The following is a 22914-nucleotide window of genomic DNA, read 5'->3' on the forward strand; positions in this document are numbered from 1 at the left end:
GCGGATCGGGGAGTGGAGGGAGCGGCAGATGGGCAAGCTCGTCGTGACGGAGTTCGTGACGCTGGACGGTGTGGCGCAGGCGCCGGGGGCGCCCGACGAGGACCGCAACGGCGGCTTCGCGCATGGCGGGTGGCAGGCGCCGCTGGTGGACCAGGAGTCCGGCAGTGCCATGTTCGAGCAGGCCGCGAGCATGGACGCGCTGCTGCTGGGTCGGAAGACGTACGAGATCTTCGCCGCCTACTGGCCGAAGGCGCCTGCGGAGATCCCCTTCACCGGCCTGCTCAACCGGGTGCCCAAGTATGTGGCGAGCCGTACGCTTGCCGAGCCGTTGGGGTGGGAGGGATCGACGCTCGTCGGCGGCGATCTCGCCGAGGGCGTTGCCGGGCTGAAGGATCGCCACGACGAGCTCCACGTGATCGGCAGCCTCGACCTGGTGCAGTCGCTGCTGCGCCTCGGCCTCGTCGACCGGCTGCACCTGTGGCTCTATCCGCTGGTGCTCGGCAGCGGCAAGCGGCTGTTCGCGGGGGGCACCGTGCCCACCGCCTTCCGGCTCTCCGAGTCGATCACCCACTCCAACGGCGCACTGCAACTGACCTACACGACGGCAGGCATCCCGAGCTACGGCAACCTCGCCGTCTAACGGTGCGTCGCGCCGGACGCGGGCTCCAGCCGTTCGCGGTCCCGACCGAGCGTGAAGCGCAGCGGCCCGCCGTCACCATGAACCGGCCAGCCCGCGGCGAGCGCCGTGCTCATTCACTCGGCCCACTTCCGGACGGCGTGGAAGCCCTCGGTCTGCCGCATCCAGAAGTAGCCGTACGCCGCGGTGCTTCCGAGGTAGGGCCCGATCTGCGCGAGTAAGGCCCTGGTGCCCTTTCGGTCATGCTCGGCCAGGTAGTTGGCCAGCGCCAGCCAGTGCCGAAGCGTGATGCCCCGACCGATCAGGCGAGGCTCGCCGGCCCCGCGCCCTGACTCGGCGAACCCGGCGCGCGCCGGTGCGGTCGGTGGCGGGCGCGGGTCCGCAGAGGCGGCCTGTGGGCGTCGGGGAGGGGCGGGCCACCGTCCCTCCCGAGGTCGACCGGTCGGCCTCAGGACAGCAACTTGTCCAGGGCCGCCTCGATGGTGTCGGTGTCCGGCGACGCGTACACCCTCATGGTGTTCTTGTTGTATTGCGAGAGGAAGTTCGGGCACCGGTTCGCCGGGGTGCTCACGATGCCGCCGTCGCCGATCTTCTCGGCGGTCTTCGCCGCGTAGAAGGTCAGCTTGTAGCGCGACGAGACGTAGTCGATGGTGAACTGCTTGAGAAGGGTGTCCTTGTACTCGCACTCGATGGGCGTGCCCTCGCCCCCCACGAACTCCAGGCAGCCGACCACCGACACCGACTTGAAGTCGGTGCTCCCGGCGTAGTACGGCTTGTTCGAGGGAATCGACGTCGACGACCAGCGCGCCGGCTGGTCGGGGGAGTTCGCGAACGTGTACGCCTTCGCGCCCGACGGCCCGTCGTAGGGCGCCGCGTTGAGGATCTGGCTGCCCTCGCAGACGTTGCCCAGGTCGCTGTCGGAGCGGGCGGTCACCGCGTTGTCGCCGGGCTCCTGCGACTCGGACCCCCCAGGGGTGGGGGTGGCGTCCGCGCCCGGCCCGCCGCTGGTTGCGCTCGGGGTCTGTTCGTCGTCGTCGACGAGGGCCAACCCGACGCCGGCGAGTACGAGCAGGGCCACCACGGCGGCGGCCAGACCGATGACCAGAGCCCTTTTCGGCTTCTGCGGCGGCAGGGCCGGAGCCTCGAACCGCGGTGCCTGCCGTGGCTGGCCGTCTCCGGGGTGTCTGCCCTGCGGTGCCGGCCCGCTCCGGGGGTTGACGTTCGGATCCGGCTGCCCTCCGCGCGGAGGGTGACTGTCGGTCATGTGGCGCCCTTATCGCTGTCGACTTGTGCCCAGGATCATGCAACAGCCTAGTGAGCGCGCGCCAAATCTCGGCGGTTGCCGGCGAGCGGGTCGAGGCGTCGGTCGAAGCGTCCGGCAGCCCTGTCCCGTCGTGGGGTCGGCACGGACCGTTCGCCTGGCCGCCCAGAGGTACGCCGGGTGGGCCGCCTCGGTTCCCGTCCGGTCACCCTGGCCCGAGATCCGACTGCCGGCCGCCGCCCACTATGCGGTTTTCCCAGGCCCAGGCGGCGATCTCCACCCGGTTGCGGACGCCGAGCTTGGTCTGGATGCCGGACACGTGGCTCTTGACGGTGCTGAGGGAGATGAACAGCTGGGCGGCGATCTCCTGATTCGTACGGCCGGCGGCGATGGCCCTGACCACCTCGGTCTCCCGTTCGGACAGTGGCCGGAGCGGCTGACGTCCCGACTTCCCGGGTGATGCGGTGACCGCCAGGTGGCGCAGCAGCCGCAGCGTGACCGACGGGGAGATCAGCGCGTCGCCGACGCTGGCGGCCCGAACGGCCTCGACGAGCAGCGCGGGGCCGGCGTCCTTGAGGACGAAACCGACCGCCCCGCCACGCAGCGCACCGTAGACGTACTCGTCGAGGTCGAAGGTGGTGACCACGACCACCCGCAGCGGGTCGACGACGCCGGGACCCGCCAGCGCGCGGGTCACCTCGATGCCGTCGAGGCGGGGCATCCGAATGTCGACGAGGCACACGTCCGGGCGGAGTCGTCGGGCCGCGGCGAGCGCCTCGACACCGTCCGCGGCCTCCGCGACCACGCTGATGTCGGGCTGATTCTCCAGGATGAGCCGCAGGCCGCTGCGTACCATCGCCTGGTCGTCGGCGAGCAGGACGGTGATGGTCATCGCGGCTCCGGGGTGGGGACGGGCAGGGTGGCGTGTACGCACCAGCCGGAGCCCTCTCGCGGGCCGGCCCGCAGCGTGCCGCCGAGGGCTTCGACGCGTTCGCGCATCCCGACGAGGCCGTACCCGCCGAGGTGGTGGGGCCGAGCTCGGACCGGTCTGCCGTCGTCGGCGACCTCGACGGTGATGGCCGACCGATCCTGGGTGACGGTGACCATGACCGAGTGGGCGTGGGCGGCGTGGCGGGAGATGTTGGTCAGCGATTCCTGGACGATCCGGTAGACGGTGCTGGTCACCTCGGGTGGCCATTCGGGTTCGCCGTCGGGCATCCGCAGTCGCACCGTGGGTCCGTGGCCGCCGAAGCGGTTGACCAACTCGCTGAGCCGCTCGGGAACGACGGCGGCTGGCGGCGCGTCGTCGCTGTCGCGCAGCAGGGTGACGACGCGCCGCATCGCGGCCAACGCGTCGGAGCCGGCCTGCTCGATGCCGGACAGTACGCCGGCCAGCGCCTCCGGGCGCCTGCCGGCGACGAGTTGGGCGGCCTGGGCCTGGAGCACGATGCCGGTGACGTGGTGGGCGACGACGTCGTGCAGTTCCCGGGCCAGACTCATGCGCTCGTCCCGGCGCACCTGCTCGGCGACGGCCCGGCCGCGGGCGTCGAGCAACCGTAGACCCAGCCCGAGCGCGACAGCCGCGAGCCATCCGGCCGCGTTCCACGACGTCACGGCCCGGCTTCCCGAGTCGGCGGGGAAGGCGAGCCGGGTACCGGCGACCACTGCGAGCCCGGCGGCCGCGACGGCGCCGGCCAACGGCAGGGGGAGCGCCCTGACCGCCGAGCCGACGAGCACGGACAGGATGAGAACCATGGCGGGGCTGGGCTCGGCGGGCAGGTGAGCAAGTCGGGCGACCAGGATGGCGGTCGCCGCGACGGCGAGGCCCGCAACGGCTGCCCCGGCCGGGTGACGCCGGCGGAGCAGGACAGTTCCGTACGTCACCGCGCCGGCGGCGCAGTCGAACTGCCAGTAGCCGCCACCCCAGGTCTGCGCGATCGCGACCGCCTGGAGGGCGAGTACGGCGGCGGAGAGGACGCCGAGGCCGACATCGGCCGGCCGGCTCAGCCGATCGTGAAGACCCATTCTGCTCAGACTACGAAATCTCCGTCAGCACCGAACCGGTCAAAAGTACGGTCGTCGACGGTGTGGAGTGTGCTTTGGCCCGATGCCGGCGGCGGGCGGCGTCCGCAGGATGGAGCCCATGCCACATCACGACTCCCGCCTGACGCTCGAAGCCGAGCGCCCACCGACGCGCCCCGAAGGCCGACAACGTATCGCCGCGCTCGACGTGATTCGCGGCTTCGCGCTGTGTGGCATCCTGCTGGCCAACGTCCAGCCGATAGCCAACGTCGGTCGGGTCGTCGTCGAGTCGAGACCGCCGGCAGGCCTGGACGACGGGCACGCGTGGCTGGGGCTCCTTGTCGAACAGCGCTTCTTTCCGATCTTCGCGTTCCTGTTCGGCATCGGGTTCTCGCTGCTGCTGGCCTCCGCCGAGGGGCGCGCTGCCCGTCCACGGCTGCTCCTGCTACGCCGGCTTCTGCTGTTGCTCGCGATCGGTGTGGCGCATCTGCTGCTGTGGCAGGGCGACATCCTGCACGCCTACGCCATCGTCGGCCTGTTGATCCTGCTCCCCTCGACCTGGCTGCCCCGGTGGACGGTGGCGATCCTCGGCACCCTCCTCATCGTCACCGCGCTGATCATCGGAGACAGTCACTTCGTTCTGATCGCCGGGCTGTTTCTGGCGGGCTCAGCCCTCACCCGGTACGGCGTGATCGGCCGAATGGGGCAGTCTGCGACGGTGCCGGCCGTGCTCGGCCTGGTCTTCGCGGTAGCCGCCGCGCCGTTCCTGTGGTCGCAGGTCAAGTCGCTGACCAGTGACCAGGACAGCGGCGCCAGCCTCTCGATGTCCCTGGGCGGGTTGTTGCTCGCCGGCGCCTACGTGTGTGTCCTGCTGGTCCTGCTCAGGACGCCGCTCCGCCCGGCCCTGCGGACCGTCTTCGCGCCGTTGGGTCGGATGGCACTGACCAACTACCTGACCGCCACGATCCTGGTGCTGGTGGCCGCGAGGCTCGTCGGCGGCCGGCCGGAGGACTGGCCCGTGACGACGGTCCTCCTGATCACCATCCCTGTCCTCGTCGTCCAATGGCTGTGGTCCACCCTCTGGCTGACCCGATACCGCAACGGCCCGATCGAGTGGCTCTGGCGGTGGGCCACCTGGGCTCGCCGCCCGCCCCTGCGGGTCGCCGCGTCGTCGGATCGACCAGGCGCCTGACGCGCCGACGCGGGCAAGGACGAGTTGACCTCCGGCCGCGATCCTGACGCGCCCACGGCGGCGACCACCTCCTCGGGGGTCCGTCCATTGCGCCGAGCGGGCCGGTGCGTTGACGGGGTGAACCCAGGACGCGCCTGGTCGCCGCCCGGGAGGGCTTCCGTCAGCCGGTCAGTCCCGCCACGGCGGCCTCGACCGCCGCACCGAGCAGCCGCTCGTTCAGGGGTTCCGATATGGCGCTGGCGTAGACGGTCACCAGGTTGTGCCCTGCCTGGACGATCACGAAAGCTGATCGCCCGGTGATCCGTGTCTGCCCGCTGCCGGCGGACAGCCGGTAGTCCACCCGCCAGGAATGCTCACCGAGCACGGGCGGCGGCCGCGTGTCGACCGCGAACCGCACGGCCGAGCCGTCCCCGCCCCGGGCGGTGAAGCCGGGGCAGGCCCGGCGCGCCAGGTCCGCCTCGGCAAGCACCGACGCGGGCACCGGGACGGCATGGGACCTGATCTCGATCACCAGTTCGGTCGATGCGGTTGCGGCGGGGCCGGGCACCGTCGCGTAGCGGGCCCGCTCCCGAACCCGTTCGACTCCGCCGAGCCGGTCCAGGTAGGAGTCCTCGGCCAGTGGCCGGCAGGCCGACGGCTCTATCCGGGAGCCGCCGCTGTCACCCCGGTCGGGGCGGACCCGCCAGCCCCGCGGCAGCACCGCCCGAACCGCACCGGCCGCCCGGCGGGCCTCCGCACGGGTGAGCAGCCGACCGGGTTCGGGCCGCCCCGGACCGGGCCGCGCGGACCCGGCGGTGACGTCGGGCGCCGGCGGGACGACCGCACCCGCCGACGGCGCTGCGGCTCTGGTCGGATCCGCCACCGGAAGCGGGGCATACGTGCCGGGGATCCCCGGTCCGAGCACCACCGCGGCAAGCAGGGCCGTCAGCAGCGCGACCGCCGGTACGGGCGACCGGGTGTTGCCCGAGGATGACGGGACCGGCGCGGGGACGGGCGGCCGGGACACCAGGAACGGAAGGGTGAACGCGACGAGGTAGCCCAGCCAGACCAACGGCGCCAGCAGGTGCGCCTCGGCGGTACCCAGCCCATCTGCCCGTCCGGTGACCAGGGCGTGCAGGTACTGCAGCAGCGCCGCCGCCACGCCGGCCACCCAGCCTGCGGTCAGCGCCCGGCCGACACCGGTACGACGGCGGACCGCGAGTACCAGCAGGACCGCCCAGCCGGTGAGCGCGCAGAGCAGCCAGCGCTGTTGGGCCAGCCGGTTCGCCTCGGCCGGACTGCCCGGCGGGGACAGTTGGGTCCACCAGACGGCGGACCCGGCGCCGATCAGCACGGCAAGCAGGACCGCAGCCACGACCGCCCGGTCCCACCGGCGCTCCGGACGCCGGTGCCCGTCTCCGGCACCGCGGAGTAGCAGGCCGACCAGCACCGGGAGCAGCAACGCGAGCAGCGGCCAGCCGGTGCGGGGCAGCGCGAAGACCAGCCAGCCGCGGACCACCTCGCCATCGGCCAACACGGACGCCACCGCCGGCAACGGCCAGAGCACCGCGACACCGGCGGCCGCCGCGACCAGGTACGCGGCCGAACGCCAGCCGACCGACCCGGGCCGGAGGGCGACCACCAGCCGCGCCAGCAGCACGCAGAGCCCGGCCACCGCGGCGGCGAGTGATCCCGCCAGCGCGGCGGTGAGCATCGCGGCCGGCAGGTCCGTCCGGGCCGACACGCCCGAACTGCCCGGAACCGGCAGCGCGATGGCGATGAACGCCGTCACCGCGTAGCCGGTGCCCGCGCCGAGAACCGGCCGCCACCATCCGCCCGCGCCGGAGGCAGCCCGGCGAACCAGCGTGGGCAGCAGTCCGACGGTCAGCAGGACGGAGCCGACACAGACCGCGACGGGCGGGCCGACGGTCGCCTGCACGGTCAGGAAGAGGTCACGTACGAGGGCGTCGGCGGAGCTCATCGCCAGCATCGCGACCGCGCCGACCGCCAGGCCGTGCGTCCAACTCCCCGGCGGTTCCGCCGGCCGGCCCAGCGCCGCCGCCCGAGCCACCGGATCGGGATGCCGGGCGAGCAGTCGACGCCGTCGCGTCGGACGACCGGCCCCGGCGCGGAGCAGCGCGGCCAGGTGCACGGCGTGGCCGGCCTCGGCAGCGTACCGGTCGGCCTCCCGCTCGCGCCGCCGCAGCAGACCGGCCGCCAGCAGCGCGGTCAACACCGCGATGGCCGCCGCCCGGCCGAGCGCCGTCAGGTAGGTGGCGTTCAGCCCGAAGAAGGCCACCTCGAGCAGGCCGGCGGCGAGCACCGCCGGCACCGGCAGCCATACCAGGCCGCGGACAGCCGCCGCCCAGGCGACGTCCCGGGCGAGGACGTGCGCGAGTTCGTGCTCGACCACGGGGTCGAAGCGCGCCGGCTCGGCGTGGGCCACCGCGACGGCCGCCGGGAGCACCACCGTCGGTCTGCCGAGCACGCCACCGGTGGTGTACGCCTGCCGCACCGGCGGGGCGGCGACGACCAGTCTCGGCCGGTGTCGCGCGGCCAGCTGGTTCCGATCGCAGAGATCGGTGAAGCGTTCCTGCGCGCCGGGCACGGTGAGTCGGCGGCGAAGCCGACGCCGGTCGGCCAGCGGCTGGACCAGGACGAGCGCCGCCGCCCCGCCCAGCGCGATCCCCGTCCCGGCGAGCATGACCACTCCACGCCGGCGGAACTGCCCGGCCATGCAGCGGTCGCGGACAGTCGTCTGTTCCGCTGTCCTCCCCGAATGGGCCCGTGTGCAGACGTCGACGGCTGCCGCCCAGGGTCGGGACAGCGAGCGGTCGGCGATGAAGTAGAGGCCACCGGCGCTGATCCCGACGCTGACCAGGGACGCGAGCACGAGTGCGTAGAGCCATGCGAGCCGGTCCGGGGGAACGCGGGAGCCGGCACCAGGGCCTCCGTCGCCGCCACCACGGCCGCCGCCGGTCATGCCGTCCGCAGCCGTGCCACGGCCGTCGCGGGTTGCGCCGGTGCCGGGCCAGGTCATTCGTCCGGTGGATCGACCATCGCGCCGACGGCCGCGTCGGCGAGCAGCTCCGCCCGGTTGGGATCGAGGCCCAGCGCCACCGCATGCCGGCGGCAGGCCTCCCGCAGTCGACGTGCCTGTGTGGAATCCAGCCCGGGCCGGGCATCGGGCGGGGCGGGCAGCTCACGGCGGCGGCGACGCAGCAGGCCGACTCGGGCGGTGGTGGCACCGAGGACGAGCACCTCGCCCACGGCGGCGGCCACCACCTGGAGCACGAGTTCGGTGAGCAGGGTGGTGTCGATGCCGAAACCAACCCCACCTTGTGGGACGGACCAGCTCACCCGTCCCTTCGACATCTGCCGTCGCCAGCCGGCGGCGACCTCGTCGAAGATCGGAAGTTCCTCGGCGGCGATCCGGCGGACCACCGCGCGGGCCGCATCCACGACCAGGTCGGCGGCGGCGTTCTGAGGCTCGGTCACATGGCCATCGTGCCGGTACGGCACCAGCCCGAGAACCCGACAGTAAGGTTTCCGGCAGGGCACCTGGCCGACGCCGGTCTCTCCACCACGACGCCTACGGACGGGAGACGTCAATGATCTTCATTACCGCCAAGTTCCGGGTACTGCCCGAACACGCCGACCGGTGGCCCGAGATCGCCGACGAGTTCACCCAGGCAACTCGCCGTGAGCCGGGATGCCTGTGGTTCGACTGGTCCCGCAGCGTCGACGACCCGACGGAGTACGTCCTGGTCGAGGCGTTCCGCGACGAGAACGCCGGCGCGGCGCACGTCCAGTCCGAGCACTTCAGGGCGGCGCAGCAGGCCCTGCCGCCGCACCTCGCCGAGACGCCCCGCATCGTCAACGTGACGATCCCGCAGGACGACTGGTCCCTGCTCGGCGAGATGGCCGTTCCCGACCGCGGCTGACCACCGGTCGCGAGCGCGCACCCGCTCGGTCGTCGCCGATGCGCGGCGGCCGGCGGGAGGTGGTCCGTAAGGGCACGTGAAGCGAACCGTAAGGGGCCTCGGGCAGAGTCCTGGCTGTCGAACGGGACACGCAACAACCAGGAGGAACCCGACATGCGCAGGATCATCAACTCGACCTACCTGACCCTCGACGGCGTCATCGAGGACCCGGCGTGGACCATGCCGTACTTCGACGACGAGGCCGCCGCGTTCGCCGGCGCGCAGACCGAGGCGGCCGACGCCCTGCTCATGGGCCGGCGCACCTACGACGGCTTCGCGGCGGCCTGGCCGAACATGGACGAGAGCGACCCGAGCACCGGCGCCGCCTACTTCAACAACGTGAAGAAGTACGTCGCCTCGACCACCCTCACCGACCCGGAGTGGAAGAACAGCGAGGTGCTGCAGGGGGACCTGATCGAGGCGGTCACCGCCCTGAAGGCCCAGGACGGCAAGGACATCCTGATGTACGGCTACGGCGTGGTCACCGACGCCCTGGTCAAGGCCGGCCTGGTGGACGAGGTGCGGTTCTGGATCCACCCGGTCCTCGTGGGTGGCCCCTCGGTGTCGGCGCCGCTGTCCGACGCGCGGACCACGCTGACCCTCACCGACACGAAGGTCATGAAGAGCGGCGTGATCATCGCGACCTACACGCCGGCCGCGGCCTAGGCAGGAAGCGGCTGGACCAGGGCCCGGGCCTCGCCCGGGCCCAGGTCGTGCCCGGCCCGGTACGCCGCGGCGAATCCGTCCGCACCGAGCGCCGCGACCAGTCGCCCGGTCGTACGGTCGATCTCGTCCTGCTCGGCCGGGGCGACCGGCGCCTGCGCCGCGACCCGGGCGGCGTGTGCGGCCCCGAGGATCCGCGCCCCGACCTGCGGGGTCGGGGCCGCCGACGCGAGCCCCTCCAACGCGCCGCAGGCGTCGCGCGGCGCGTCGATGGCGACGGACACGTCGAACGCCCGGGCGTGCAGCGCCAGCGCGCGGTCGCCGTCGCCCTCCTCCGCGACGGCGTACGCCAGCTCGGAGAGCACCATCGGCAGGAACAGCGCGTCCTCTCCGCCCTGCGCGACCAGGCGTTCCAGGTGGGTGGTGGCGACGTCGAGCTTGCCGTCGCGGCGGGCGGCGATGCCGAGGCTGAGTTCGGCGAAGACCTGCGCGGACGGCGAGTCCTGCTCGACCGCCAGCCGGTACGCGCGCTCCGCCAGTTCCCGCGCCGCGCTGTGGTCCCGGGTCTGCACGGCGAGCCAGGCCAGCCAGGACAACTTGGACCCTACCTGCGGCCACAGCCCCAGCTCCTCGGCCCAGCGCAGGCCCTGGCGGTGCAGGGCGGCGGCCCGCTCGTGGTCGCCGGTCAGCTCGGCCAGCCCGCCCAGCCAGTCGGTCGCCTGCAGCCGGCCCCAGTCGTCGCCCAGCTCGGCGAAGCGCGTGGCGGCACGGGTGCCGGCGTTCTCCAACGCGGCGACGTCGCTGGCGGCGTGGGCGAGCATGGCCCGGGTCAGACACACGGCCGCCTCGACCCAGGGGTCGTCTCCGGCCGCGACGGCCCGGTCCAGCAGGTCGGCGGTCCGCGTCCGGTTGCTGTTCGCCAGCAGCGCGGCAGCCACGAACCAGGTGGCGCGGCCGTCGGCGTGGCCGGCGAGCGCGGCGTCGACCGCGGTGGGCGGGACCGGCTCACCCCTCAGCAGCGCGAACCCGACCCGCCACACGGCCGCCTCGGCGCGCGCCGCGGCGTCGCCGTCGAGCGTCAGGGCCCGGTGGGCCTCGGTGAGGCGCCCACGGAGGAACCAGTACCAGGTCAGGGCGTTCGCCAGGCGCAGGCCACCGCCGTGGGCGAGGGCCGCACGCAGGTTGCCGGTCTCGGCGTCCAGGCGGGCCAGCCACTCGCGCTGGCCGGGGCCGCGCAGCAGCGGGTCGGCGCGCTCGGCCCACCCCGTCCAGTACGCGGCGTGCCGTTCCCGGACCGGGTCGGCGGGGTCCAGGCGCTGGAGGGCGTACGCGGCGACCGACTCCAGCAGGCGGTAGCGCGGCGCCACACCGGACTCGTCCAGCACCAGCAACGACCGGTCGACCAGCCCGGACAGGACGTCGACGTCGGCGTCGCAGACCGCCTCGGCGGCTTCCGCCGGGCAGCCGTCCGCGTGCACGGCGAGCCTGGACAGGACCGTCCGCTCGTGGTCGGTGAGCAGGTCCCAGCTCCAGCCGATCACCGCGGTCAGGGTGCGCTGCCGGGCGGGGACGTCCCGCTGCGTCGTACCGAGCAGCCGGAACCGGTCGTCCAGCCGCTCGACGACACCGGCCAGACCGAACGCGCGTACCCGCTTCGCGGCCAGCTCCAGCGCGAGCGGCAGGCCGTCCAGGCGGCGGCAGAGCTGCGCGACGGCCGGCGCGGTCCGTTCGTCCAGGTGGAAGCCGCGCTGCTGCGCGGCGGCCCGGGCCGCGAACAGCCGGGCCGCCGCGGACCGCCGGACCGCGTCGAGGTCCGGCTCCTCGGCGGGTACGGGCAGTGGCCGCACCTCCCACAGCAGCTCACCGGCGAGGCCGAGCGGTTCCCGGCTGGTCGCCAGCACCGTCACCTCCGGTGCCTGCCGCAGCAGCCGGGCGACCAGCGCGGCGGCCGGCTCGACCACGTGCTCGCAGTTGTCCAGCATCAGCAGGGTCCGCCGATGCCGCAGCGCCGCCACCAGATGGTCCTCGGCGGTGACGCGGCTTCCCGCGATCTCGTGGACGTCGAGCGCGGCCAGCACCAGGTCGGCGACGCCGGTCTCACCGGGGCGCAACGCGGTCAGGTCGACCAGGTGCACCCCGTCGGGGTACGCCTGCTCACGGGCGACCTCGGTGGCCAGCCGGGTCTTGCCGACCCCACCGGGACCGACCAGCGTGACCAGCCGCTGTCCCGGCACGAGGGCGCGCAGCTCGGCGAGCGCCTCGGCGCGGCCGACCAGCTCGTCCAGCCGGGCCGGCATGCTGTTGCGGATCCGCGCGGCGGCCGGCGGCGGACGCAACGCGGTGTCCTGCTCGAGGATCCGCCGGTGCAGCGCGGTCAGGTCCGGGCCGGGGTCCAGGCCCAGCTCGTCGGCGAGCCGGCGGCGCAGGTCGGCGTAGCTGTCCAGGGCCTCGGACTGCCGTCCTGACGCGTACAGGGCCCGCATGTGCAGCGCCCGCAGCCCCTCCCGCAGCGGGTGGCGGGTGACCAGCTCGGCCAGGTCGGCGGCGACCAGCGCGTGCTCGCCCCGGGTCAACCGCGCCGACGCCAGCTTCTCGTGCACCACCAGCCGGGCTTCGGCGAGGCGGGTGACCTCGGCGCGCACCCACTCCTCGTCCGCCACGTCCGCGTACGGCTCGCCCCGCCACAATCCCAGCGCCTCGGTGAGGCTATCCACGTCGTCCTCGGCGGCCAGCGCGACGAACCGGTCGGCGTCCACCGCGTCGGTTCGCAGCACGTACCCGGGCGCGCGGGACTCGACCAGGTCCCGGGCGCCGGGTTCGGCGTCGTCGAGGGCCTTGCGTAGCTGCGACACGCGCACCTGGAGAGCGCCCGCCGCGTTGGCGGGCGGGGCGTCACCCCAGAGGTCGTCGACGAGCCGGCCGGCGGAGACCACCTGGTTGCGGTGCGCGAGCAGGTCGGCCAGCAGCGCCCGCACCTTGGCGCCCGGCACCGTGACCGGCGCGCCGGCGTCCGTGGCGACGGCGAGCGGCCCGAGGACGCCGAAACGCATGCCGGCCACCCTACCTGCGGTAAGCGGGTCGTAAGCGGCGCGGCGCAGGGTGACGCCATGGCGTACGCACCCGTGAACGGTCTGTCCATGTACTACGAGTCGCACGGCGACGGGCCCGGCCGCCCGCTCGTGCTGCTGCACGGCGCCCTGTCCGGCATCGGCACCTCGTTCGGCGCGATCCTGCCGCTGCTGGCGAAGACCCGGCGCGTCGTCGCGGTCGAGTTGCGGGCCCACGCACGTACGGCGGACAGCGATGGCCCACTGTCGGTCGACGGTTTCGCGGTCGACGTCGTCGCCCTGCTCGACCATCTCGACGTCGCCGTGGCGGACGTGTTCGGGTGGAGCCTGGGCGCGGCGGTGGCGCTGCGGCTGGGCACCGATCACGCGCACCGCGTCGGCCGTCTGGTGCTGGCCTCGGTGAGCATCGACGCCACCGGCCTGCATCCGGGGCTGCTCGACGGCATCCAGCACCTCGAACCGGAGCACCTGCACGGCTCGGAGTTCCACGACGAGTACGTGCGCACCGCCCCCGACCCGGCGGCCTGGCCCACCCTCGTACGCAAGATCAAGCAACTGGACGCGGACCCGCCCCGGTGGCCGCCCTCGGCGATCCGGGCGCTGTCCGCGCCGACGCTGCTGGTCCTGGCTGACTCGGACATCGTCCGGCCCGAGCACGCGGTGGAGATGTTCCGGCTGCTCGGCGGCGGGGTGGTCGGTGACCTGACGGGCCTGCCGGCCTGCCGGCTGGCGGTCCTGCCCGGCACCACCCACACCACGCTGCCGCAGCGCGCGGAATGGTTGGCCCCGATGATCGACGAGTTCCTCGACGCGTAACGGCGGCCCCGGCGGGTGGCGTTGCCGGGGTCGGGGAGCGCCGCGTCCGTGCCGAGCACCCACTGACTGGCCAGCGGGCTCCAGCGGGGTGGTCCGAGCCGGCGAGCAACTCCCGCGCGGCCTGCGCGCAGGCGACGCCGGATGATCGACGGCAGCGACTGCGCCGGCTGGACCAGTCCCGTCACGCCCCGATCGTGTCACCCGCCGCCGGCGGGGCCGGCGGCGACGCTGAGGCCGGACCCGGCGCGGCCGGCCTGCCGGACATCGACCCCGCCGGGTTCGCCGACGCACCCGGGGGCAGCGGGTAGGGCGCGCCCGGCACGACCCCGCCGGGGTACCCGGGCCAGAGCGGAGCTGCTTTCGCGATCCGGTCCTGCTGGGCGACGGAGATCCGGCGGATCAGCACGATGAAGGACGCGCCAGCGACCAGACAGGCGACCGTGGGGATCACCCGAGGGCCGAGCGCCTCCTGGTAGTAGCGGACGTACGTGGCGAACTCCGTCTCGCTGCGGGGCCACTCGGTCAGCCGGCCGTACCGCTGCTCGTCGCGGAGACCGAGGACCCGGTCCCCGACGACGAACACCAACCAGGCCGTCCACCAGACCCCGACCAGCACCGGCGTGTTCCGCCGCCAGAGGCTGTCCCTGGCCACGTTGGCCACCACCCGGGCCGGCACGACGACGTTGGCGAGCGGGACCAGCCAACCGGCGATGGCCCAGGCCGGGCTCAGCGTCGGCAGGGCTCCCGGGAATGCCGCCAGGTTCGTCCGCACCCGCCACGTCCAGATGATCACCAGCACCGCGGCGGTCAGGATCGCCAGCAGGTAGACCAGGGTGAGTAGCCCCTCGGCGACCGCCGCGCCCAGCAGCAGGTCGCGGTCACTCCGCTCGGCGGCCGTGCGGGCCATCCGGACGCCGAGCACGGGGAACAGCCCGCTCGGCAGGTAGAGCAGGCTGGCCGCGCCGACCGCTGTCGCGGCGGCCGTGCCCAGGCTCCGGACGGGGTACGTGGGCACGCCTGGCGTGACTGCCGGCTGGCCGAGCGGCGTGCCGCAGCGCTGGCACTCGTTGAAAGCCGGGGACGTGGCGTCCCCACAGGTCTGGCATTGCATGGTGACCGTCCAGGAAGGCGGCGAGAGGCGACGCGCGCAGACTAGACGATCATGCGGCGGACGGTGACCCCGCGTCGCGCGGCGTGGAGGGGCGTACCGGATGCTGGTCCACACCGCGATGCGTTCGACGTCAGCGAATGATGACCAGGTTGGCCATGTCGACCACAGGCCGGTAGCCGAGGGTGGCGTAGATCCTGTTGGAGGTCGGGTTCGCCTGGTCGGTGAACAGGCACACCCGGGCACCTTCGGCCTGGATCCGCCGGGAAACCTCAGCGACCGCGTTGCTGGCCCAACCGCGCCCGCGCTGGGCCGGCGGCGTGTACACCGGGCCCACGCGCGCGACCCCGAACGACGGTGGGTTGGCGCCGGTGAGGTGCACCCGCTGCCCAGTCTCGTCGACCCAGAACCAGAACTGTCCGCCTTGTAGCCGGCGCAGCATCTCCGCACGGTCGGGTGTTTCGTCAGCACTGGCACCGCGCCGGCGGCCGGCCTGTTCGTCGGCGTCGCCCATGAACGCGCCAAACCACTCCGTGACCAGTTCCAGGTCGTCCTCGGTCGCCACCTCCAAGCCGCCGGGCACTCGCGCCGGCCACACCAGCTCACCGAGCTCGTGCAGCCGCGTGTGCAGATTGACCTGGACTCGGCCACCGCCGAGTCGGGCCAGCTCGGCGGCGCACAGCTCAGCGGCAGGAAGGGCACCGTTGACCGCGAGCACCTGCTCCCCGCGCTCGTGCAACGTGTGGGCCAGGGCCACGGCCGCCTCGTCGGGCATCGGCAACAGGAACGGCGGATAGGGTGCGAACGGCGCCGTCCGCATCCCGGCACCGACCACGGCGCCGGACTCGTCCCTGACCACCAGCCACCAATTGCGGTCGGGCTGCGCGATCCCGGCGGCGCGCTGCGACAACAGTCGGTGCGCAACGGTGGTCACGACCGTGCTGACCACCGGGTCGGCGGCCAGGTGGTCGTCGGCCGCGGCAAGAAACTCACCTGGATCGGTGTGGAACTGTAGGTGCGGTCCGGTGATCGGGATTGCGCTCATTTGCGTAAGCTATCCGCCGCCACGCCCCAGCGGCACCTGGATTCCGCGCCGTCGAGACCGTGGCTGTGGGGCGACATGGGCGGCACCGGCCCGGGTCTCGGCGTGCTGGTGCCGGTCGAACACGCCGCCGGCGGCCACCGCCTACACATCGACAACCGCGCCTGCATCAGCCTGCTGACCGGGCCACAGCGCGGCGCGCCGTCGCTTCACGAAGGGCTGGTCCGTCCACAGGGGCATCCAGGCAGGGAATATCCACTCCCTGCCACTCCCAACGTATATCGCACCCGGGGGCTTGTGGCAAGACCCGGGTCGTGCCGCAGAATTGCCGGCCGAGGCCAGAACTTACGGAAATGGGAGATTCGCGGAATGCGGTTGGTGCCGGTCGGCCAGTCGGCGCGCGAGCTGACGAGCGGGACGCCGCCGCCCGCGTGAAGCACGCGGGATCGCCGAGCGGGACCCGGAACATGAAACCTGCGAACTCTGGCGACCTGAACCGACAACGCCACGGGATCCGCGTCCGGCGGAGCGTTGCTCGTCACGGCCCCCAGGTTCGTCACGCCGCTTCAGACGCCCTGCCGCGCAATCGTTGCAAGCGGCCTCAGATCGGAGCTATGCCGTGAACCCGCTGACCACCAGCGCGTTTGATCTTCCCGACAACCTCTCTGCCAAGGCCGATCCGAAGCTGATCGCCGCCGACGAGCAGCATTTCGCGGCCATCGCGGAGAGCCTCGAGCAGTCGATCGCCGACCTGTCCGGCCGCCTCGATGCCGCGCGCAAGGCGCCCGGCGGGATGGGCCGGCGGGCGATGGACCGGGACGAGGAGGTCTACCGGCTGACCGCTCGCCTACGCGCCCTGCGTCGCTTCGGTCTGGACCTGTGCCTCGGACGCATGGTCGGCCCGGACAACTCCGAGCCCGTGTACGTCGGACGATTCGGCCTCACGGACGGCGCGGGTCGCCGGCTGCTGCTCGACTGGCGTTCCCCGGCGGCGGAGCCGTTCTTCGGGGCGACCCATGCCAACCCGATGGGCCTGGCAAGCCGCCGCAGGTATCGCTGGACCCGTGGCCGGATCAGCGACTACTGGGACGAGGTGTTCACCTCGGACGGGCTTGACGGGCACGCCGCGCTCGACGACCAGTCCGCCTTCATCGCCAGCCTGGGCGGCACCCGGTCGTCCCGGATGCGCGACGTGCTCGGCACCATCCAGGCCGACCAGGACGCCATCATCCGCGCGGGGTCTAGCGGCGCGCTCGTCGTCGACGGTGGTCCGGGCACGGGGAAGACCGTCGTCGCCCTGCACCGCACCGCCTACCTCCTCTACGCCGACCCTCGCCTCGGTCACCGCCGGGGCGGCGTGCTGTTCGTCGGTCCGCACGAGCCCTACCTGGCCTACGTCGCCGACGTCCTTCCCAGCCTCGGTGAGGAGGACGTACAGACCTGTACCCTGCGGGACCTCGTCCCCGAGGGTGCCGCGGCAACCGTCGAGACCGACCCGGACGTGGCCCGGCTGAAGTCGTCCGCGGACCTGGTGAAGGCGATCGAGGCGGCCGTCAGGTTCTACGAGGAGCCGCCGGACAAGGGGATGACGGTCACGACCGACGAGTGCGACATCTGGCTGAGCGCCGACGACTGGGCCGAGGCGTTCGAGGCGCCGGGGCCCGGTACCCCACACAACGAGGCACGTGACGAGATCTGGGCGGAGTTGCTCACCGTCCTGCTGGACAAGTACGACGGCGACGAGCCGGATGACGTGGTCCGCAGGTCGCTGCTGCGGAACAGGGAGCTGCTCACGACCTTCCACCGCGCCTGGCCGCTGCTCGACCCGGCCGACCTCGTCGCGGACCTGTGGTCGGTCCCCGCCTACCTGCGCAAGTGCGCTCCCTGGCTCGGCCCCGACGACGTACGGAAGCTGCAACGCGGCGACGCGCGGGCCTGGACGGTGTCCGACCTGCCGCTCCTGGACGCGGCGCGGCAGCGGCTCGGCGACCCGGAGGCGTCCCGACGCCGGCATCGGCGCGACACCGCCGTCGCCGCCCAGCGCGAGCACATGGCCAGGGTCGTCGACGACCTGATCGCATCCGCCGCGTACGACGACGGCGAAGGCCTGATGACGATGCTGCACCAGCAGGACCTGCGGGACGCCCTGATCGACGGGACCGGACTGCCCGAAGCTGATCGGGACCCGCTCGCCGGCCCGTTCGCGCACATCGTCGTCGACGAGGCCCAGGAACTGACCGACGCCGAGTGGCGGATGCTGCTGCTGCGCTGCCCGTCGCGCAGCTTCACCATCGTCGGGGACCGCGCCCAGGCCCGGCACGGATTCACCGAGTCCTGGCAGGACCGGCTCGAGCGGATCGGGCTCGACCGGACCAACCTGGCCTCCCTGACCATCAACTACCGGACGCCGGAAGAGGTCATGGCGGAAGCCGAGCCGGTCATCCGGGCCGCGCTCCCGGACGCCAACGTGCCGACCTCCGTCCGCGGCAGCGGCGTCCCCGTCGTACACGGATCCGCTGCGGATCTGGACTCGGTCCTCGCCACCTGGCTCGCCGCGCACGCCGAGGGGATCGCCTGCGTCATCGGCGATCCCACGTACCGGGCGACGTCCCGCGTCCGGTCGCTGACCCCGGAGCTGTCGAAGGGGCTCGAGTTCGACCTGGTGGTCCTCATCGACCCGGAGGCGTTCGGCGAGGGCATCGAAGGAGCGGTCGACCGCTATGTCGCGATGACCCGAGCCACCCAGCAACTCGTCATCCTCACCAGCCCCTGATCTTCCCACCGCATACCGCCGAGCGGGCGCGGGCGGTGCGGATCCTTACCCGAGACGAGTACGTTGTCGGTCGCCCCGATCGCGTAGGACGCCCGAAAACTCGTGGCCGTCGCCACCCGCCGGCCGGCTACCATCCCCAACAATGGCGGAGTTCGTGCACATCACCGTGAGGCGGTCGGCTCGACGCATCGAGCGCTCGGGAATCGCCGCACGCAGCCACGGGCGGTCCGGCGGACGGGGCGTGTACTGCATGCCGGTGCTGCCGTCGTACACGCTCACCCACCAGTGGGTTCGTGAGCTGCGGCGGTGGCACTCGGGGGTGCTGGTAGGGGTGCATCTGCGGCTGCCCGACGACGAGCCGGTGACCGTCGGGCACTACGGCGCCCCACCGCGCGAGGCTACCGCCGCCCAGGCGGTCGCGGCGCTGCGCGAACTCGACGATCCGCGCGGCTACGAGGTGTTCGTGCCTCGCGCGATCACGAGCGCCGAGATACGACGGATCCGTGACGTCCCGCAAGGAGTCGGTTGGCGGTACCTGCCGGCAGCTCACGGTCGGCGCCCCTGCCCGTGCCCATCCTGCCTGCCACGCGGAGGGTACAAGGTGGACAAGCTGCGCCGCCGGTTCCCCCACGACGAGCCACCGAAGCCGAAGGCTGAGCTGATGATGCGGTTGCGGGCGGCAAGCAGCGCCGACGAGATCATCGATGTGCTCTGCGAGCTGGGCCGCGGCCGGCGCGGCGGTGCGGAGGAGTTGGCATACCTGGCCGATCATCCCGATCCGCACGTACGCGACACGCTGGAAGGCGTCCTGCGGGCGTACCGCGGCCGGGAAGCGCGGCGGCTACGCGAGCGGTTACAGCTCAGCGATTCAACAGCGTCGGATCCGGACAACTGATCGACACCGTCGACTCGGCCGGCACTCTCGAACGGTCAGCCGTGCAGCAGCCCGTCGATCGCCTGGCGCAGGCGGGGCCATTCGTCGGGAATCGCGTACGTGGCCGCGTTGAGCAGGTCGAGCGGTTCGTCCGCGTGCCGGCCCGGCAGGGCGGTTGCGGCGTAGAGCCCGTGGACGGCCGAGGGGGCCACACCGTCGCCAGTAGCCCGCGAGCGGAACATCCGCGTACGCATCTCCGGGGCGAGTGGCACCCCTCGCTCGACCGAATCCACCGTCGATGCCACTGCCTCGGGGTCGCTGAAGGTGAACCGATCGGCGAGTGCCCGCGCGACCAACGTGAGGGCGGCGCGGCGCGTCGGCTCCGCCGCACTCCGCAGCCGGGCGTCCAGGTCGGGGTCCTCGTGCCCGAACCGGCCCGGCGGCCTCGGGTCCCGTGGGATGTCGCCGATCATCACGGCCTGGCCGGGCTCCTCGAAGCCGTCGACCCAGCCGACGTCGAGCCGGACGCCGGTGCGCCGCTCGACGAGCGCCATCGCCTCGGCGTCGAAGTCGGCACCCGCCAGGTCGCCGGCGTCCCACCGGCGGCGGGCTTCGCGCAGTCCGTCCAGGTCGTGGTCGAGAACGTCCGGCTGCTCACCGTGACGCCGACCGGGGGCGTTCTTGTCCACCCACGCCAGGACCTTGCCGTAGACGGCGTAGCTGATGCCGCCGTTGCCGTTGATCGTCCAGTCGATGTTGTGCACGCGGGCACCGTCGCTGAGCCAGCGCAGCACCTCCCGCCGGGCGCCCTCGAAGCCGTTGGGCTGGAGCATCACCACGGCCGGGCCGACCTGGGTCAGGTAGGCCACCTTCGACTCGTCGGGCATCCCGGGCCGGAAGTCGTTGACGTGCGGGAAGTGGATCTCGGTGAGGTCGACTCGCCGGCCGCGCAGCCGTCGCAGGACGACGTCCTCCGTGACCGGCTCGCTCGCCGGCTGGATCACCGTCCAGCTCAACCCTTCGGCGTACCAGGAGCGCTCGTCGAGGAACTGACGGTAGTACGCGACCACGTCGTCGGACACGACGGGCAGACTAACGCTCGGTGGCGCCGAGCGCAGACCGGTGGACGGTCGGGTCGTGTCGGACCTGCGGTCCGCCCGATGCGGCCATCCGCCGCGAGGCGGTTGCGCGCCGGCCGCCGTGGCGTGGTGGCAGGATCTCCACATATGGAAGGTGTTCTGCTCCGTCGAGCTGCCCAACTCCTCGGCAGCGCCCGCCGTGTCGTCGTCCTCACCGGCGCCGGTATCTCCGCCGAGAGCGGTGTGCCCACCTTTCGTGACGGTCTCACCGGCCTGTGGGCGCGCTTCGACGCTCAGCGGCTCGCTACCGCGGAGGCGTTCCATGCCGATCCAGACCTGGTCTGGGGCTGGTACGAGTGGCGGCGCGCGCGGGTGTCCCGAGCCGAGCCCAACCCCGGTCATCTGGCGATCGCCACCATCCAGACCCGGGTCCTCGACAGCACCGTCATCACCCAGAATGTCGATGACCTGCACGAACGGGCCGGGACCCCGGCGCCGATCCATCTGCACGGCAGCCTGTTCGCACCCCGCTGCATCGCGGCGGCCGCCCATCCGGCGACCTTCGAGGGCACATCGGACGGCGAGCCCGCGCAGCCGCACGGAGGTCGCCGGATTCCACCGCCGCGGTGCGCGTCCTGCGCAGCGCTCGTCCGCCCGGGAGTGGTGTGGTTCGGTGAGCCACTGCCCGAGGCGGCGTTGACCGCGGCGGTCGAAGCGGCCGTTGCCTGCGACGTGCTGCTGACGGTCGGCACCTCCGGTGTCGTCCACCCGGCGGCCGAGATCCCCCGGGTCGCGGCACGCTCGGGCGCTGCCGTGATTCAGGTCAACCCGGAGCCGACCCCACTCGACCGGGTCTGCGCCATCAACCTGCGCGGCACCGCCGCACACGTCCTCCCGGCCCTGGTCGCGGCCGCCTGGGCGGAGACCGACGAGGAATAGCGGCGGCGGGCCGGCTCACCCTCCGCAGTCACAAGCGCCGGTGTCACACCTCGCGACCGCCGTGTCTCGCACACTTCCACTGGCCGGCGGCGGTGTGCGGGTCCGGCTGCCGCAGGCCGGCGGTCCGGGCGGGCGTCCAGCCGGTGACCGCCCGGTCTCTGTTCTCGGTGTCAGAACGGATCAGCGTACGGACGGTCTCTCACGTGGTCGGTGAGCGGATCTTCCCGGATCGCCGCGTTGAGGAGCGGCCTGCCGGTAAACCGAGCATGCCGGACCGCCTCGACCGCCTCGGCTCACCTGACAATTCGGCACGGTTCGATCAACGGTCGCCGCCCTCGCCGGGCGGGACCCGGGCCACCCGGCCACGGACGCCATGTCGTGACCTAGGTCACAAACCCGCCTCCCGTTCGGGCCGCGCCTGACCCTTCACAGTGCCCTCGGACTGGCCGGACCTGCGACTCCCGCGAGTTCGTCTTGGTCGCCCCGCCCGGCCCCGGCCCCGTCACCCCGCCGCCGGGCCGATGTCGTGTCGGTCACTACTGTTAGCGTGCCCTGCGTTGTCATTCGTGGTCGATTCCTCACGAAATCTGGCTAATTGCCACTGCGGAGGGTATTCCTGATGGGCTGGCTACCGGTGGGAGACTCGTACGAGATCTCTCTCCTGGACGGAAAGGTGACGGCGCGGGCCACAGGCCCGCGAGCCACCGGCCGTCCACTGAAGACTCTGCCGAAGGTGCTGCGGGACACCCCCGAGGTGGACCGGTTGCGCCAGCTCGCCCAGTGGCTGGACCGGCACACCGCGGAATGTCTGACCCGGGTCGACGCCTGGGTGGTGTCCTCGCTGCCGGTGCCGACCGGGCTGCTGGCCCGGGTCTGGCCGGACCCGGCCTGGCGGGACGCGCTGCGCGACCTCGTGGTGCTCGGGGACGACCCGACCGAGCCGGGCTTCCTGCGGGACGTCACCGACACCGGCGACCTGCGCGTGGTCAACCTCGACGGGGAGACCGTCCGGCTCTCGCCGGCCAGCGCCACGCTGCCCCACCCGGTGCGCCTGCCCGACCTGGCAGACCTGCGGGAGTTCGCCGACGAACTGGACATCGCCCAGCGGGTCGAGCAACTGCACCGGGGCACCTGGGGCAAGCCGACCGACCTGAAGGACCGTGACACCACGATCACCGACTTCCGCGGCACCAAGGTCCCCAACCGACTGGCCGCCCGGGCCGCCACGCTCGGCTTCCGGGTCTCCGGCTCGCAGGTCAAGTGCCGGGTCTGGGAGGCCGGACGCACGGTCGAGGCTGCCATGTGGTTCGACGAGGACTACTGGGACTCCGAGGCGACTCTGGGCAACCTCTCCTGGTCGGTCGTGGACGGACCGACGCTGCGGTTGACCGAGGTCGGGCCGGTGGCCTGGTCGGAAGGAATGCGGATGGCGACGGCCCTGTCCGGCGCCGTGACCGGAACGGGGAAGAAGGCGTGAC

Annotated in this window: 18 protein-coding genes; 9 read left to right on the forward strand and 9 right to left on the reverse strand. The window is 72.8% G+C overall.

Annotation, left to right across the window (positions count from 1 at the left end):
* The first annotated feature begins 28 nt into the window (after positions 1 to 28).
* Positions 29 to 640 carry a dihydrofolate reductase family protein gene (locus AB0L34_RS09365; protein WP_363703345.1) on the forward strand — a complete coding sequence of 204 codons (612 nt, stop codon included), beginning with the start codon at positions 29 to 31 and terminating at the stop codon, positions 638 to 640.
* 445 nt (positions 641 to 1085) lie between these two features.
* Here AB0L34_RS09365 and AB0L34_RS09370 read toward each other — a convergent pair whose 3' ends face one another.
* From AB0L34_RS09370 to AB0L34_RS09380, 3 genes are all read right to left on the reverse strand, one after another.
* On the reverse strand, positions 1086 to 1901 hold the full coding sequence (locus AB0L34_RS09370) for a hypothetical protein (RefSeq protein WP_363703347.1): 816 nt from the start codon (positions 1899 to 1901) through the stop codon (positions 1086 to 1088).
* Between the two features lie 202 nt (positions 1902 to 2103).
* Positions 2104 to 2790: a response regulator transcription factor gene (locus tag AB0L34_RS09375; protein WP_363703349.1), complete on the reverse strand. Its 687-nt coding sequence runs from the start codon at positions 2788 to 2790 to the stop codon at positions 2104 to 2106.
* On the reverse strand, positions 2787 to 3923 hold the full coding sequence (locus AB0L34_RS09380) for a sensor histidine kinase (protein ID WP_363703351.1): 1137 nt from the start codon (positions 3921 to 3923) through the stop codon (positions 2787 to 2789). Before AB0L34_RS09380 ends, AB0L34_RS09375 begins: the two co-directional genes overlap by 4 nt.
* A gap of 82 nt (positions 3924 to 4005) precedes the next feature.
* Between AB0L34_RS09380 and AB0L34_RS09385 the strand changes: the two genes are divergently transcribed.
* Positions 4006 to 5112, forward strand: coding sequence for a DUF418 domain-containing protein (locus AB0L34_RS09385; RefSeq protein WP_363703353.1), 1107 nt, complete (start codon positions 4006 to 4008; stop codon positions 5110 to 5112).
* A 160-nt stretch (positions 5113 to 5272) separates the two neighbouring features.
* On the opposite strand, the gene AB0L34_RS09390 is transcribed toward AB0L34_RS09385, so the two are convergent.
* Both AB0L34_RS09390 and AB0L34_RS09395 read right to left on the reverse strand, forming a co-directional pair.
* Positions 5273 to 7984 (reverse strand): M48 family metalloprotease, encoded by a 2712-nt coding sequence (locus AB0L34_RS09390; RefSeq protein WP_363703355.1) that lies wholly within the window; start codon positions 7982 to 7984, stop codon positions 5273 to 5275.
* A 143-nt stretch (positions 7985 to 8127) separates the two neighbouring features.
* A complete protein-coding gene (locus tag AB0L34_RS09395; RefSeq protein WP_363703357.1) occupies positions 8128 to 8589 on the reverse strand; it encodes a hypothetical protein in 462 nt (153 codons plus the stop codon).
* A 113-nt stretch (positions 8590 to 8702) separates the two neighbouring features.
* On the opposite strand from AB0L34_RS09395, the gene AB0L34_RS09400 reads away from it, so the two are divergent.
* Positions 8703 to 9035, forward strand: coding sequence for a putative quinol monooxygenase (locus AB0L34_RS09400; RefSeq protein ID WP_363703359.1), 333 nt, complete (start codon positions 8703 to 8705; stop codon positions 9033 to 9035).
* A gap of 153 nt (positions 9036 to 9188) precedes the next feature.
* The gene (locus tag AB0L34_RS09405; protein ID WP_357461224.1) at positions 9189 to 9740 is read left to right on the forward strand and encodes a dihydrofolate reductase family protein; all 552 of its coding nucleotides are present in this window, start codon (positions 9189 to 9191) and stop codon (positions 9738 to 9740) included.
* Here AB0L34_RS09405 and AB0L34_RS09410 read toward each other — a convergent pair.
* Complete coding sequence (locus AB0L34_RS09410; RefSeq protein WP_363703361.1) at positions 9737 to 12787, reverse strand: BTAD domain-containing putative transcriptional regulator; 3051 nt, start codon at positions 12785 to 12787, stop codon at positions 9737 to 9739. The genes AB0L34_RS09405 and AB0L34_RS09410 overlap by 4 nt on opposite strands.
* A 57-nt stretch (positions 12788 to 12844) precedes the next feature.
* Between AB0L34_RS09410 and AB0L34_RS09415 the strand changes: the two genes are divergently transcribed.
* A complete protein-coding gene (locus AB0L34_RS09415; protein ID WP_363703363.1) occupies positions 12845 to 13621 on the forward strand; it encodes an alpha/beta fold hydrolase in 777 nt (258 codons plus the stop codon).
* Between the two features lie 181 nt (positions 13622 to 13802).
* On the opposite strand, the gene AB0L34_RS09420 is transcribed toward AB0L34_RS09415, so the two are convergent.
* Positions 13803 to 14636: a DUF4328 domain-containing protein gene (locus AB0L34_RS09420; RefSeq protein ID WP_363703365.1), complete on the reverse strand. Its 834-nt coding sequence runs from the start codon at positions 14634 to 14636 to the stop codon at positions 13803 to 13805.
* Between the two features lie 226 nt (positions 14637 to 14862).
* The gene (locus AB0L34_RS09425; protein WP_363703367.1) at positions 14863 to 15774 is read right to left on the reverse strand and encodes a GNAT family N-acetyltransferase; all 912 of its coding nucleotides are present in this window, start codon (positions 15772 to 15774) and stop codon (positions 14863 to 14865) included.
* A gap of 625 nt (positions 15775 to 16399) precedes the next feature.
* Here AB0L34_RS09425 and helR point away from each other — a divergent pair.
* Both helR and AB0L34_RS09435 read left to right on the forward strand, forming a co-directional pair.
* Complete coding sequence (gene helR / locus AB0L34_RS09430) at positions 16400 to 18544, forward strand: RNA polymerase recycling motor ATPase HelR (RefSeq protein WP_363703393.1); 2145 nt, start codon at positions 16400 to 16402, stop codon at positions 18542 to 18544.
* 142 nt (positions 18545 to 18686) lie between these two features.
* Positions 18687 to 19439 carry a HEAT repeat domain-containing protein gene (locus AB0L34_RS09435; RefSeq protein WP_363703369.1) on the forward strand — a complete coding sequence of 251 codons (753 nt, stop codon included), beginning with the start codon at positions 18687 to 18689 and terminating at the stop codon, positions 19437 to 19439.
* A 35-nt stretch (positions 19440 to 19474) separates the two neighbouring features.
* On the opposite strand, the gene AB0L34_RS09440 is transcribed toward AB0L34_RS09435, so the two are convergent.
* Positions 19475 to 20500, reverse strand: a complete 1026-nt coding sequence (locus AB0L34_RS09440; protein WP_363703371.1) for a DUF6461 domain-containing protein — start codon at positions 20498 to 20500, stop codon at positions 19475 to 19477.
* Between the two features lie 144 nt (positions 20501 to 20644).
* On the opposite strand from AB0L34_RS09440, the gene AB0L34_RS09445 reads away from it, so the two are divergent.
* Positions 20645 to 21436 carry an NAD-dependent deacylase gene (locus AB0L34_RS09445; RefSeq protein WP_363703395.1) on the forward strand — a complete coding sequence of 264 codons (792 nt, stop codon included), beginning with the start codon at positions 20645 to 20647 and terminating at the stop codon, positions 21434 to 21436.
* A 619-nt stretch (positions 21437 to 22055) separates the two neighbouring features.
* Positions 22056 to 22913, forward strand: coding sequence for a DUF4132 domain-containing protein (locus AB0L34_RS09450; RefSeq protein ID WP_363703373.1), 858 nt, complete (start codon positions 22056 to 22058; stop codon positions 22911 to 22913).
* The last annotated feature ends 1 nt before the right edge of the window (position 22914 follow it).

This window comes from Micromonospora sp. NPDC052213 (assembly GCF_040679695.1).
Classification (GTDB): domain Bacteria; phylum Actinomycetota; class Actinomycetes; order Mycobacteriales; family Micromonosporaceae; genus Micromonospora.

Excerpts from the sequence above, each read along its gene's own strand:
- AB0L34_RS09400 (WP_363703359.1), top strand. The coding sequence starts at position 8,703 with ATGATCTTCATTACCGCCAAGTTCCGGGTACTGCCCGAACACGCCGAC.
- AB0L34_RS09425 (WP_363703367.1), bottom strand. The coding sequence starts at position 15,774 with ATGAGCGCAATCCCGATCACCGGACCGCACCTACAGTTCCACACCGAT.
- AB0L34_RS09365 (WP_363703345.1), top strand. The coding sequence starts at position 29 with ATGGGCAAGCTCGTCGTGACGGAGTTCGTGACGCTGGACGGTGTGGCG.
- AB0L34_RS09370 (WP_363703347.1), bottom strand. The coding sequence starts at position 1,901 with ATGACCGACAGTCACCCTCCGCGCGGAGGGCAGCCGGATCCGAACGTC.
- AB0L34_RS09415 (WP_363703363.1), top strand. The coding sequence starts at position 12,845 with ATGGCGTACGCACCCGTGAACGGTCTGTCCATGTACTACGAGTCGCAC.
- AB0L34_RS09375 (WP_363703349.1), bottom strand. The coding sequence starts at position 2,790 with ATGACCATCACCGTCCTGCTCGCCGACGACCAGGCGATGGTACGCAGC.
- AB0L34_RS09435 (WP_363703369.1), top strand. The coding sequence starts at position 18,687 with ATGGCGGAGTTCGTGCACATCACCGTGAGGCGGTCGGCTCGACGCATC.
- AB0L34_RS09450 (WP_363703373.1), top strand. The coding sequence starts at position 22,056 with ATGGGCTGGCTACCGGTGGGAGACTCGTACGAGATCTCTCTCCTGGAC.
- AB0L34_RS09385 (WP_363703353.1), top strand. The coding sequence starts at position 4,006 with ATGCCGGCGGCGGGCGGCGTCCGCAGGATGGAGCCCATGCCACATCAC.
- AB0L34_RS09380 (WP_363703351.1), bottom strand. The coding sequence starts at position 3,923 with ATGGGTCTTCACGATCGGCTGAGCCGGCCGGCCGATGTCGGCCTCGGC.
- AB0L34_RS09405 (WP_357461224.1), top strand. The coding sequence starts at position 9,189 with ATGCGCAGGATCATCAACTCGACCTACCTGACCCTCGACGGCGTCATC.
- AB0L34_RS09445 (WP_363703395.1), top strand. The coding sequence starts at position 20,645 with ATGGAAGGTGTTCTGCTCCGTCGAGCTGCCCAACTCCTCGGCAGCGCC.
- AB0L34_RS09410 (WP_363703361.1), bottom strand. The coding sequence starts at position 12,787 with ATGCGTTTCGGCGTCCTCGGGCCGCTCGCCGTCGCCACGGACGCCGGC.